Genomic DNA, 13,799 nt, shown 5'->3' with positions numbered 1-13,799 from the left:
TCCTGGTTGATGGGATGCCAAGCGTGCATCGGAAATGTGGTCGCACGCGATCGCCGACTTTCTTTCGGATAGTCGAGATGTAGCGCAATGATCATTACGTCATTGTTGGCGCCAGCATTTCCTGCCCCGCTGTCACCGTCTATCGAAACCCGACTTGCCTCCCGCCCAGTCACCTTCGCGTTTTTAGTCGACGATACAGCGTGCGTTCGCTCATCCCGAGGTGTTGAGCGAGCGCGCTGCGTGTCCCGGAGAACTCCTCTGCGAACCGTACGAGCTCACGATCCGTAAGCTCGCCGCGTGCCGAAAATGAGGGTGAGCCCGTGCTGTTGCCCAGATGCGCCGACTCCGCCGCCACCATGTCATCCGGTAGATGTTCGATCCGGATCACCCAGTCGTCGGCCAACAGGCAGGCGCGGTCGAGCACGTTGCGCAGTTCCCGGATATTACCCGGCCAGGAATAGGCATGGAGCCTCGCGAGCGCGTCCGATGCAATGCTGAACTTGCGGCCCGCAGTGCCTTGTGTGCTATCGATACGCTGGAGTATTGATTCGACGAGCAGCGCGATATCGTCGGGGCGCTCGCGCACCGCCGGCAGGTGAATCGGAAATGCACTGATGCGGTAGTAGAGGTCCTGGCGGAACCGGCCGTCGTCGATCATTTCCCGCACCGGTTTGTGCGTCGCCGCCACGAGCCGGAAATCCGCGCGCAAGGTCTCGATGCCGCCGACCCGGCGGAACGTGCCGGACTCGATGAGCCGCAGCAGCTTGACCTGCATTGACAGTGGCACATCGCCGATTTCGTCGAGAAACAGCGTTCCGCCTTGCGCGGTCTCGACGAGACCCGGTTTGCGCGCGGCTGCGCCAGTGAACGCCCCCTTTTCATAGCCGAAGAGTTCGGTCTCGAACAAGGCCTCCGTGATGCCGGAGCACTCGACAACGACAAATGGGTGTTGCGCTCGCTCGCTTGCCTCATGAAGGGCGCGCGCGAACAGTTCCTTGCCGGTGCCGGACTCTCCGAGGAGCAGGACCGGCAGCATCGAAGGCGCGACGCGATGCAGCGCCGAGATCGCTGCGTTGAACGCTGTCGAGCGCCCGACCAGGCCTTCCGCGCTCGGCTTGGCGGATGCGCCGCGCACCGTCGAGAGCCGCTCGACGTATGCCACCACCTCCCGCTGTGCATTGAAAATCGGCCGCAACTCGACATCGACATGTTCCGGCCCGCGAGGCGTGTGATGAATATGCAGCACGCGGTCGGGGCCGCGCAGTTCAAATGCCCGTTTCATCGGACAGTGCTCGCCAGCCTGATCGCAAGGGACGTCGTAGTGATGCGAAACCTGGTAGCACTTGCGGCCGAGGTGAGGCTGGCTGGCGACGCCGAACTGACGTTGATAAGCGGTGTTGGCGGCAAGGATGCGGTACTCGGGATCGAGCACGATCATCGGTTGAGCGTCGTGCTCCAGATATGACACGAGTGCATCGACCTCCAGCGCTCGAGGCGGTTCGTCCGGCATCGTCGCGACGGGCGTGATCGGTATGAATGACTTTAGGGATTTCACGGCGGCGGCTCCGGTAAACCTCACTATACGTCGACACTGCCACAACTGCCACCTGACTGCCAGAACTGGCAGTCTTCGCTCGCTGCTGGCCGTCCGAGGACGGCATCGTCCAATCCAGGTAGATAAAAATATTGACGAAAATCAACAACTTATATGCCTTAAGTCAGATGGGAATGACGATGGCACGGTTCTTGTACTGATTGCACCGACCCTGCCGCATTGGAAGCCCCATTTTTTGAGGAGAGGATGTTGAATACCACGAGCCCCATGCTGGTCGAAGGTTTCTTCGACCCCGGTACCTGGACGATCAGCTACCTGTTGCTGGATGTCCGCACCGGCGACTGTGCACTGATCGACAGCGTCCTCGACTATGACCCGAAGTCAGGCCGTACCTCCACGACGACCGCCGACAAACTCGTCTCTCGCGTCCAGGAGCTTGGCGTGAAGGTCCAGTGGCTTCTCGAAACCCACGTGCACGCCGACCATCTGTCCGCCGCGCCCTACCTCAAGGAAAGACTCGGCGGAACGATTGCGATCGGCGCGCAGGTGACGCGCGTGCAGGACGTGTTCGGCAAGCTTTTCAACGCCGACTCGAGATTCGCGCACGATGGCAGCCAGTTCGATCACCTGCTCTCCGACGGCGAAACATTCGCCGTCGGAGCGTTGCAGGCGCGCGCCATCCATACCCCGGGCCATACGCCGGCCTGCATGACCTTTGTGGTCAGCGACGGCGTGCAGATCGCAGCCTTTGTCGGGGACACCCTGTTCATGCCCGACTACGGCACCGCGCGCTGCGACTTTCCCGGCGGCGACGCCCGTACGCTCTACCGGTCAATCAACAAGGTGCTGAGCCTGCCGGCGGACACGAAGCTGTACATGTGCCACGACTACCAGCCCGGCGGGCGGCCTTTGCAGTTTGTCAGCACGGTAGCCGAGGAACGCGAACACAACGTCCATATACGCGACGGTATCAGCGAGGAATCCTTCGTTGCGATGCGCACCGCGCGCGACGCGACGCTCAACATGCCGGTGCTGATGCTGCCGTCGGTGCAGGTCAACATGCGCGCCGGACACATGCCCGATCCGGAAGATAACGGAGTGCCGTATCTCAAGATTCCCCTCAACGCAATCTGAGCCGGTGCACGTAGTTAGTAGAAGCAACAGGAGAAGTCGATGGACATCAAGAAACTGACGGCTGAACTGGCGGTATCACAACAGATTGCCGCATCCGACCTGCGTGCGATCGCGGACGCCGGCTTTCGCGCCGTCGTCTGCAATCGCCCCGACGGCGAAGGTTCCGACCAGCCCAACTTTAGCGAGATCGAGGCGGCGGCCCGTGAACAGGGTATCGAGACCCACTACCTGCCAATCGAGTCCGGCAAGGTCGGCGATGGCGAGGCTGCACAGTTCGGCGAACTGATGCAGGCACTGCCGAAGCCGGTGCTCGCCTATTGCCGCACCGGGATGCGTGCCGCGACGCTGTGGGCGCTGTCCGAAGCGCCCCGCCGGGCGTTGCCGGACATCGTCGCCGCTGCCAAGGCAGCAGGCTATGATCTGTCTGCGCTGGCGCGGCGTATCGCCAACGGCGGCAAGGTTCCCGTCGAAGTCGCCGTGGCCAGTCACGACATTGTGATCATCGGCGCAGGCGCCGCCGGCGTGGCGGCAGCCGCGAGCTTGCTCGCGCGCGACCGCAACCTCGACATCGCCGTCATCGACCCCGCCGAGGTCCACTATTACCAGCCAGGTTGGACCATGGTCGGAGCCGGTGTGTTCGATCCCGAGACCACCGCCCGCGAGATGGCCGCCGTGCTCCCGCGCAAGGTGCACTGGATCAAGGCCGCGGTGGCTGCGTTCGAGCCGGAAAAGAATTCGGTTGTTCTCGAAGGATGCCGGGTCGTGAGCTACAGGCAGCTCATCGTCTGTCCGGGACTGAAGCTGGACTGGCATGCTATCGACGGGTTGCCGGAAACCCTCGGACAGAATGGCGTGACGTCCAACTATCGCTACGATCTTGCTCCCTATACCTGGCAGCTCGTGCGCGAGCTCAAGGGTGGCCGCGCGCTGTTCACCCAGCCGCCGATGCCGATCAAATGCGCCGGGGCGCCGCAAAAGGCGATGTATCTGTCCTCGGATCACTGGCGGCGTTCAGGCCGGCTTGACCAAATAGATGTCCAGTTCTTCAATGCCGGGGCGGTGTTGTTCGGCGTGGCCGACTATGTCCCGGCATTGATGGAGTACGTCAGGCGTTACGACATCGCGTTGAACTTCGGCTTCAACCTGAGTGCGATAGACGGGCCGGCCAGGCGCGCGATATTCAGGCGCACACTCGAGAACGGCAGCGTGGAATCGGTGACCCGTGAGTTCGACATGATCCACGTGGTGCCGCCACAGAAGGCCCCGGACTTCATCCGCGTCAGCCCGCTGGCCGATAAGGCGGGCTGGGTCGACGTCGACCAGGCGATGCTGCGCCACAAGACCTACTCAAACGTTTTCGCGCTCGGCGATGCCGCGAACACGCCCAATGCGAAAACCGCCGCCGCCGCGCGCAAGCAGGCACCAGTCGTCGCCCACAACGTGCTTGCCGCCCTCGGGAAGGTCCGGGGCGAGGCAGCATACGACGGTTATGGATCATGCCCGCTGACCGTCGAACGCGGCAAGATCGTGCTCGCGGAATTCCTCTATGGCGGGCAGGTCGCGCCGACGCTGCCGACCTGGCTGATCGACGGCAAGCGCCCGTCGCGACTCGCGTGGTTGCTGAAGGAGCGCATCCTGCCGCCGCTTTACTGGCAGGGGATGCTCAAGGGGCGCGAGTGGCTGGCGCAGCCTGAACTCGTGGGCTAACGCAGCGGTGACTCACAACCTATCGGATTCCTCATGCTAACTTCACTTATCCTCGGCGCCATCGTTGGCGCGGTGCTCGGCCTGACCGGCGCGGGTGGCGGCATCCTCGCAGTTCCGGCACTGGTGGCCGGCATGGGCTGGCCGATGCAGCAGGCGACGCCGGTTGCGCTGGTTGCCGTGGCGGGCAGCGCTGCGATCGGCGCGCTTGAAGCATTCCGGCAGCGGCTCGTCCGTTACCGCGCCGCGCTGTTCATGGCCGCAGCGGGTGTGCCGCTGACCTCGCTCGGCGTGCGCCTTGCCCACGCGTTGCCGCAACGCGTGCTATTGGCGCTGTTTGCCACCGTCATGCTGGTGGTGGCCGGAAGGCTGTTATCACAGGCTTTGCGGCGCGCACACCCGGACAGCGCGGACGCGCGGTTTTGCGTCGGCCACATCAATCCCGACACCGGGCGGCTGATCTGGTCGTGGACGACCGGGGCCGCACTTGCGGCGACCGGCGCGTTGACCGGGCTAATGACGGGACTGCTCGGCGTGGGCGGCGGCTTCATCATCGTGCCTTTGCTGCGCAAAGTGACCAACGTGTCGATGCACGGCATTGTCGCCACGTCGCTGATGGTGATCGCGCTGGTCGGCAGCGGCGGTGTCGTCGCGACGGTCCTGCACGGCGCGCCGCTGCCGCTCGAGCTGACGCTCTGGTTCAGCCTGGCGACGGCCGCCGGCATGGTGATCGGGCGGCTGGTCTCGCACCGTCTCTCCGCGCTGCATGTGCAGGTGGGTTTCGCGGGGGTGTTGATCTGCGTGGCGCTCGGCCTGATGGCAAAAGCCGCACTAGGTAGGTGATCCTGGGGCCGACACATTAGAAGTGCGGTAGTCGATCGTCTCATGTCAACTTCGGAACGGACGCTTGGGAAACTCACCTCAAGGCCTCTATCGGGTCGTCTTCTGCCCGAGGCTTTCCTATGCCCGCATGGGCATCTCGAACGGCGTAAGCGAGACGGGATGTGACGGACGGATGACGCCAGGCTGGCTGTACCGGATTCTTCAGTTCTGGCCAACGGGGCGCTATTCGGGCACGCTGCAGCGTGGGGTTATGGCATTTCCGCAAATCGATACGCGTTCCTTGAATTGCAAGGCTTTCCGGGGCGTAAAACCAGCCTGATTGCGGAAATAAAAGTGACGTAACCCATTGATTTTATTGTATTCTCGCTGGGACTCATAATCCGCCTCCGAAAGGACACCGTGGGTTCGACTCCCACCCGGCCCACCAAGCCTGGCTTGGGTTTGCGGGTTTTCATGTAGTGAACACCGATTTCCGCAATCCAGATTTTTTGCGGAAACAATTCTGGCCGGCGGCCCTGTCGGCGTTACCTCGGCAGCGGACTTTATATATCACGCTGTGATGGTTAGGCGGCGGAGCCGCTGACAGGTCCGGGGGAGTCTTGCCATTTGTGCTGGCCACAACTGTGCCAGTGCGCAAAACAGACTGCCTTACACATCGAGACTGCCGCGTATGGTGTCTGCCGGGGCTGGTGCATCGGTGCATCGAAGGTGAATACGGCCGAAGCCGGGCAGTGACATTGCGGCACCTGAACCGGAATGCGTGGGATCGGTAACGTGGTTCAGGTGCACCGGTTGCGAATACCTTGAATAGACAAACTTCGGGTAAAGGTGGGCCAACTACGGTCGCTGGTACGAACTTTCATGCTGACATTCGTGCGGCGGCTCCGTACCGGACAGTGGACCTTCGTGCAACGAACATGTCAGTCGGGTCCTCGGCCATAACCGTCATTCGAATATCGGCGTTGGTCAGGCGGCTATGGGTCTCATTCCTGACATTCGCAGGTCGGCGGTCGCGAATGTCCGGTCTCACGGAAGCCGAATTCGTACTTTCGACCCCCATGCGCAGATCGCAACAATGCGCAGCTCATATGGGGATATGTGGTTTGCTCAGGGGACGGCGCGGCTTCCGGCAAGGTCAATCGGCGCGGATCTGGACATAGTTTCAGCTGCGGATTGAAGTGGTGGTCCCACTTGAGGAGACTGCCATGGCAAACACCCGATCACATCAACTCACCGGTTTCGACTGGCTCGCCAAGGGGCCGCTTGAACCGTTCAAGCGGCATCTGACTGAGCGTGGTTACCTTCCTGCCTTGATCGAGTTCTTGCGGAGGACACCGGGACAGGCGAACGGCCATTGCACCTTGGAAGCAGTTCAACCCCGTGCCGGGGCCGGCGTGCGCGGAAAAACAGGGATGAGGTATACAGGTGAACGGCGGCGCCGCAATGACCGACGGACCAATGGTGCGCGCTCGCGGCCTGCACGCCGTGAAGTGAGCCCGCCTGGAAGCATGGTCCGGGATTCGTCGGCGACAATGGTGAGCAGCGCAAGCTGCATCCCGTTCACGAGATCGAGTCAATATCGACGCATCCCATGGCGCTGCCGTTCACTAACAAGTGTGGAGGAGGCGATGGCGATGCGCAAGCGCGAAGACAGTCCCAAAGTGTTTCCGAATGCCGCCGGCATTGATGTGGGTGCCTCGAGCCACTGGGTGGCGGTGCCTGCAGCGGCGGCTGATGAGCCGGTGCGCGAGTTCGGCGCGATGACCGATGACCTGCACGCGCTGGCCGACTGGCTGCTCGCGTGCGGGGTTGACACGGTGGCGCTCGAATCGACCGGTGTGTACTGGATACCGGTGTACGAGGTGCTTGAGCAGCGCGGGCTGAGCGTGTGGCTGGTTGACGCGCGGCAGATGAAGTACGTGCCGGGTCGCAAGAGCGACGTGCTCGACTGCCAGTGGCTGCAGAAGCTAATGAGTCTGGGGCTGCTGCGGGCGGCCTGGCGTCCCGGCGATGAGGTCTGCGTGGTGCATGCGGTGGTGCGCCAGCGCGAGGTGCTGCTCACCGAGCAGGCCAGCTGGGTGCTGCGCATGCAGAAGGCGCTGGTGCAGATGAACCTGCAACTCAGCGAAGTGCTCACCGACGTGATGGGCCTGACGGGCCAAGTGATTATCCGCGCCATCGTGGCCGGCGAACGGGACCCGAAGGTGCTGGCCGCTCATCGGCACGGCCGGGTCAAGCGCAGTGAAGACGAGATCGTGCGCGCGCTGACGGGCAACTCACGCCCTGAAGTCATCTGTCAAGTTTTTTGCAAGGATTCAATTCTGCCTGTTGAACATCCCGCGCCCGCCCGTGGACAACGAACGCTGCCCCACAGCGCAAGGCTGTGGACAGCCGCCTGACGGCGGTTCCGTCGTTGCCCACCCGGCTCCCCGCGAGCTTCGCCTTCGGCCTGACGCGCCGCTACGCGGCTTGCGTATGGCATGATAAACGCATGACTGCGCTCATCAAGATTGCCATTTCACTGCTATTGGACGTGTGCGGATTCGCCGTCCTGCTGTTTCGTCCGAGCGGTACCACGGTGGCCCGAAAACTTTTTCCTGCGCCGGCAACTCGCGTTATACCAAGAGCGCGGGGTGAAGCCGCACCGCGTCGATGCGACAGCGACAAGACACCGGGTCCGAGAAACATATGAGGACGGCCGCGGTTGTAATGCTCTGTCCAACTGGAGGTTCGGCGCGTATACCGGAATGAGAAGGGCCGAAGAACCTTACCTCTCACTCAATCTATGGCGGCCATCGGCATGTCTGCGGAGTTCGATAGATGAATCCATCCTCTTGGCTCGACATTGGCGGAGATAGTGGCCTCGAGGCGCTATGGGAAGACGGGGAACGTATCTTCTGCAAAAAGTGGAGCGCCGTCGCTGGCAGTGACCCACGCGCTGTGCTTGTTGTATTCCCGGCAGCGGAGCACCCGGCACCTGCTATTCTCGATCGATTGGCTCGCGAGTACGAGTTGAGAGACTCTCTCGATGCGGCGTGGGCAGCGCGACCAGTGGAGCTGGTGCTTGAGCGCGGGCGGACCATGCTTGTGCTCGAGCTTCCTGGCGGAGAACCGCTCGGCCGCCTTATCGGGCGTCCGATGGAGCTTGGAAAATTCCTGCGCTGCGCGGTCGCAATCTTGGGCGCGCTTGGCCGGATGCACGAGTGCGGCCTGGTTCACAAAGATATCAAGCCGAGCAATATCCTGGTCGACATCGTAGCCGGTCGCGCCTGGCTGATGGGCTTTGGCCTCGTTTCGCGTCTGCCGCGCGAACGCCAATCCGCCGGACCGCCGGAGTTCATCGCCGGAACGCTCCCTTACATGGCGCCCGAACAGACGGGACGGATGAATCGCTCGATCGATTCCCGCAGCGATCTCTACGCGCTCGGCGTCACGCTTTACCAGATGCTTGTTGGCGCCCTGCCTTTCACCGCATCGGACCCGATGGAGTGGGTGCATTGCCACGTCGCGAGAGCACCGGTGCCGCCTGGCGAGCGCTTGGCAAACGTGCCCGGCCCGGTCTCTGCGATCATCATGAAGCTGCTTGCAAAGACCGCTGACGAACGATACCAGACGGCATTCGGCGCCGCGAGTGATCTGCAGCACTGCCTCGTTCAATGGGAAGCACAAAGCCGCATCGACGAATTCCCTCTAGGCGCGCGCGATACGCCAGACCGGTTCTTGATCCCGGAAAGGCTTTACGGGCGAGAGCGAGAGATTGAAAACCTGCTCGCCTCCTTCGAGCGTGTCGTGGCCGGCGGCGCGCCGGAGCTGGTGCTTGTTTCCGGATATTCCGGCGTCGGCAAGTCCTCAGTCGTAAACGAGTTGCACAAGGTGCTCGTGCCGCCGCGCGGCCTGTTTGCTTCGGGAAAGTTCGACCAATACAAGCGCGATATCCCCTATGCCACGCTGGCGCAAGCATTCCAGAGTCTGCTTCGTCCGCTGCTGAGCAAAGACGAAGACGAGTTGCGCGATTGGCAAAATGCCCTTTGCGAGGCGCTGAGTCCCAACGGGTTGCTCATTGCGGACCTGGTCCCGGAACTGAAGCTCATAATCGGCGAGCAGCCACCGGTCCCGGATCTTCCACCACGGGACGCGCAAGCGCGTTTCCAACTGGTGTTCCGGAAATTTATCGGCGTATTCGCTCGGGCCGAGCATCCACTAGCCCTGTTCCTGGACGATTTGCAATGGCTCGACGCCGCGACCCTCGATTTGCTCGAGGACGTATTGACCCGGCCGGAAATGCGGCACCTGTTGCTGATCGGCGCGTACCGGAACAACGAGGTCGATTCGACCCATCCGCTGACGCGCAAGCTCAAAGCGATCCGCCAGTCCGGTGTGACGGTGGAGGAGATCGAACTCGGCCCGCTGGTCTCTGAAGACGTAACACGGCTGATCGGGGATGCGCTGCATTGCGAGCGGGAGCGCGTCGCGTCGCTGGCACAACTGGTGTATGAAAAGACCGCCGGTAATCCCTTTTTTGCGATTCAGTTTGTTGCGTCGCTTGCCGAGGAGGGATTGCTTGTATTCGATCATGAGCGTGCGCGATGGTCATGGGACCTGAATCGCACTCGAGAGACGCGACACACGGACAATGTCGTGGACCTCATGGTAGGAAAGCTTAGCCGCCTGCCCGTTGACACGCAGGAAGCGCTGCAGCAGCTTGCCTGTATCGGCAACAGAGCAGAAATCGGCTTGCTGGAGATCGTTTGCGAGGATGTGAGGGAGAAGACGCACAAAGCGCTTTGGGAAGCCATTCGAACCGGCCTCGTCTCTCGTATCGACGATTCCTACGTGTTTGTCCACGACCGTGTCCAGGAAGCGGCCTATTCCTTGATCTCCCGGGAAATGCGCGCCGCGGCGCATCTTCGGATAGGCAGGCTGCTCGCGCTGCGCACGCCTCCTGAGAAACGCGAAGAAGCGATCTTCGAGATCGTGAACCAGCTCAACCGCGGCGCGGCGTTGATGACCGCGCGAGACGAACGTGAGCAGTTGGCCGAGCTCAACCTGACTGCGGGCAAGCGGGCTGCCGCGTCATCTGCGTATTCGTCGGCGCTCAACTATTTCGCGGCGGGTGCGGCGCTGTTGAAAGATGACCGTTGGGAGCGTACGCATGATCTTGCCTTCCAGCTGGAGTGGCGTCAGGGAGAGTGTGAGTTCATGACTCGCCAGTCGGAGGCTGCCGAAGAACGCTTGGCCATGCTTTCGTCCCGCGCGGCTGACACCCTCGAATTGGCAATTGTGGCGTGCTTGCGCATCGATCTGTACACGACGCTCGATCGAGGCGACCGCGCAGTCGCCGTTTGTCTCGACTACCTTCGACAGCTTGACGTCGAATGGCCGTCGCATCCGACGGAAGAGGAGGTTCGACTCGAATACGAGCAGATCTGGTTGAATATCGGCGGCCGTTCGATCGAGGATCTCATTGCTCTGCCGTTGATGAGCGATCGCACCAACCTTGCAACGCTGGATGTCCTTACCAAAGTCGTTCCGCCGGCCATGTTCTGGGACACGAACTTCGGTTCCCTAGTAATTTGCAGAGCGGTCAATTTCAGCCTCCTGTACGGCAATAGCGACGGTTCCTCCTTTGCATGGGTATATCTGGGAATGATCGCCGGCCCCTATTTCGGGAACTACAAAGCCGGATTCAAGTTCGGCCGCCTCGGATATGAACTCGTCGAGAAGCGCGGATTAAAGCGCTTTCTGGCCAGAACGTATATGTGCTTCGGCGCCCACGTGATGCCGTGGACGAAGCATGTGCTGGCCTGCCGCGATCTGCTCCGTCGAACGTTCGATGCCGCAAACAGGATCGGCGACCTCTGTTTTGCGGCATACAGCTGCAACAACATGAACACCAATCTGCTGGCCGCGGGAGACCCGCTAGCACAAGTGCAGTGCAAAGCCGAAGAGGGCTTCGAGTTCGCGAGGCGGGCCCGGTTTGGTCTCGTCATGGATATCATTGCGTCGCAACTCGGACTGATCCGGACCCTGCGCGGGCAGACACCGGCATTCGGCTCGTTCAATGATGAACAGTTTGATGAAAGCCGCTTTGAGCGCCACTTGGCGAGCAATTCGACATTGGCGTTGCCTGAGTGCTTTTACTGGATCCGAAAGCTGCAAGCCCGCTTCTTGGCGGGGGACCATGAATCTGCAGTCGACGCCTCGTTGCACGCGCAACGGTTGCTCTGGAGCGTGCCATCGAACCTTGAAGTGGCGGACTATCACCTGTACGGCGCGCTTGCGCGTGCGGCGTCTTGCGATGCCGCATCACCGGAGCAGCAGCGGATGCATTTCGAAGCGCTGCTCGCCCACCACAAGCAGTTGAGCGTCTGGGCGGAGAATTGCCCTGAGAATTTCGAAAACCGCGCAGTGCTCGTCGCGGCGGAGATCGCACGCGTCGAAGGGCGAGAGATCGAGGCGATGCACCAGTACGAGGCGGCCATTCGCTCGGCGCGCGATAGCAACTTTGTTCACAACGAGGCGCTCGCCAACGAGCTGGCCGGACGCTTCTACGCGGCGCGCGGTTTCGACAAGATCGCGAATACCTATCTGCGGGACGCCAGCTACGACTACCTTCGTTGGGGAGCCGACGGCAAGGTGCGACAACTCGATCAGCTCTTTCCGCAGACCAGGGAGGCAAAGCCGCTGCTGGGTGCGACGAGCACGATCGTGGCGCCCGTCGAACACCTGGATCTCACTACCGTCATTAAGGTATCGCTGGCCGTATCGGGGGAAATCGTCCTGGAGCGACTAATCGAGACGATCATGCGCACGGCGATCGAGCAGGCGGGTGCCGATCGAGGCGTGCTGATGCTTCCGCGCGGCGACGAATTGGGGGTGGGGGCGCAAGCATCGACGCGCGGCGACACCGTCGCCGTCGTCCTCGAAGAGCAGGCAGAGGTCGCGGCCGCGTTGCCGCAATCGATCGTCCAGTATGTCGCACGCTCCCGGACGAGCGTGATTCTGGATGATGCGTCGTCCGAGAGCCCGTTCCACGACGATTCATACTTTCGCCAGTATCGTCCCCGTTCCGTACTTTGCCTGCCGTTGCTGAAGCAGGGGAAGCTCATCGGCGTCCTTTACCTCGAAAACAATCTGGCTTTCCGTGTCTTCACGCCGAGTCGGATTGCGGTCCTCAAATTGCTCGCCTCCGAGGCGGCCATTTCGCTGGAGAACAGTCGCCTATATGGCGAGCTCAGGGACCGTGAGCTGAGAATTCGGCGCCTGATGGATGCCAACATCATCGGCATTTTCATGTGGAATGTCGATGGTCACATTATCGAGGCCAATGATGCCTTTCTGCGGATCATCGAATACGGCAGGGACGAGTTCGACGCGCGTCGCGTTCGCTGGACCGAGCTGACGCCAGGCGAATGGCGCGGGGCCGACGAAAAGGCGTGGGCAGAGCTTGCTGCAACCGGGATCTGCGAACCTTTCGAGAAAGAGTGTTTGCGCAAGGACGGCTCGCGCGTGCCAATCCTTGTCGGCGCGGCGCTGTTGGAGGGAAATCGGGACGAGGGGGTGGCGTTCGTGCTGGATCTTGCCGAGCGAAAGCGCACAGAAGAGAACCTGCGCGAAACTGAGCGGCAGTATCACAAGGCTCGGATGGAGCTCGCGCACGCCAATCGCGTGACGACGATTGGGCAACTGATGGCGTCCATTGCCCACGAGATCAGGCAGCCGCTGACAGCGGCCATTACCAACGCCGCCTCCGGTCTGAATTGGCTTGCCCACGAGCCGCCCAACCTGGGGCGTGCGCGAGATGCGCTCGGTCTCATCATCAAGGACGGCCATCGAGCGAGCGACGTGATCGATCGGATTCGCGGCCTCGTCAACAAGGAGCCGCCGCCCAGAGAACGGCTGAATCTCAATCAGGTCATCCTGGATGTCGTCGCGTTGACGCGCGGCGAAGCGCACAGCAACTGCGTCGAGTTGCAGACGCAACTTGCGAGTAACTTGCCGCCCGTTTCCGGGGACCGAGTCCAGCTGCAACAAGTGACGCTCAACCTGATCATGAATGCGATCCAGGCCGTGAGCAGCATCAGCGACGGCGCACGCAACTTGTGGATCTGCACGAGGCTCGACGCGTCGAACGGCGTGCTGATCGAAGTGCGGGATTCGGGCCCGGGCGTGGCCCCGGAACATCTCGACACGCTATTCGACGCGTTCTACACGACCAAGCCCGACGGGATGGGAATGGGCCTGTCGATTTGCCGCTCGATCATCGAAGCGCATGGAGGCAAGGTGTGGGTAACGGCGAATGTCCCGCGGGGCGCCGTCTTCCACGTCGCGTTGCCCGCGCTCGCGGGTCCGCTATCCGACGAGTTCGCCTGATTGGCGGCTCCGCGCTTCGGTAGCCACGACGGTGAATTCGAAGCTGCTGCCGTATGGTTCGTGCGGTGACACCCTCAGCTGGCCGCCATGTGCCTCGATGATCGAGCAGCAGATCGACAAGCTGGATACATCGGGGGCGCCGCCTCGGGCCTCGCGTTGCCGCTCGCGCAATTGCCCGTGACGCTTGCGT

The 13,799-nt window shown here is 61.9% G+C and carries 5 protein-coding genes and 1 pseudogene; 5 read left to right on the top strand and 1 reads right to left on the bottom strand.

Going from position 1 to position 13,799, the window contains the following annotated elements; translation table 11 throughout:
• Positions 1-169 precede the first annotated feature (169 nt).
• Positions 170-1,510 carry a sigma-54 interaction domain-containing protein gene (locus tag P3T23_RS25055; protein WP_429318824.1) on the bottom strand — a complete coding sequence of 447 codons (1,341 nt, stop codon included), beginning with the start codon at positions 1,508-1,510 and terminating at the stop codon, positions 170-172.
• Positions 1,511-1,801: 291 nt separating this feature from the next.
• On the opposite strand from P3T23_RS25055, the gene P3T23_RS25050 reads away from it, so the two are divergent.
• From P3T23_RS25050 to P3T23_RS25030, 5 genes and pseudogenes are all read left to right on the top strand, one after another.
• Entirely contained in the window at positions 1,802-2,689 is an 888-nt protein-coding gene (locus P3T23_RS25050) for an MBL fold metallo-hydrolase (RefSeq protein WP_429318801.1), read from the top strand.
• Positions 2,690-2,728: 39 nt separating this feature from the next.
• Positions 2,729-4,396 (top strand): TIGR01244 family sulfur transferase, encoded by a 1,668-nt coding sequence (locus P3T23_RS25045; RefSeq protein ID WP_429318800.1) that lies wholly within the window; start codon positions 2,729-2,731, stop codon positions 4,394-4,396.
• Between the two features lie 33 nt (positions 4,397-4,429).
• On the top strand, positions 4,430-5,236 hold the full coding sequence (locus P3T23_RS25040; RefSeq protein WP_429318799.1) for a sulfite exporter TauE/SafE family protein: 807 nt from the start codon (positions 4,430-4,432) through the stop codon (positions 5,234-5,236).
• 1,628 nt (positions 5,237-6,864) lie between these two features.
• A pseudogene (locus P3T23_RS25035) lies at positions 6,865-7,524 on the top strand (IS110 family transposase); the annotation flags it as partial.
• 532 nt (positions 7,525-8,056) lie between these two features.
• The gene (locus tag P3T23_RS25030) at positions 8,057-13,609 is read left to right on the top strand and encodes a trifunctional serine/threonine-protein kinase/ATP-binding protein/sensor histidine kinase (protein WP_429318798.1); all 5,553 of its coding nucleotides are present in this window, start codon (positions 8,057-8,059) and stop codon (positions 13,607-13,609) included.
• Positions 13,610-13,799 lie beyond the last annotated feature (190 nt).

Source organism: Paraburkholderia sp. GAS448, assembly GCF_050435685.1.
GTDB lineage: Bacteria > Pseudomonadota > Gammaproteobacteria > Burkholderiales > Burkholderiaceae > Paraburkholderia.
The sequence above is the reverse complement of the archived record's forward strand: the minus strand, read 5'-3'. Positions and strand labels throughout refer to the sequence as shown.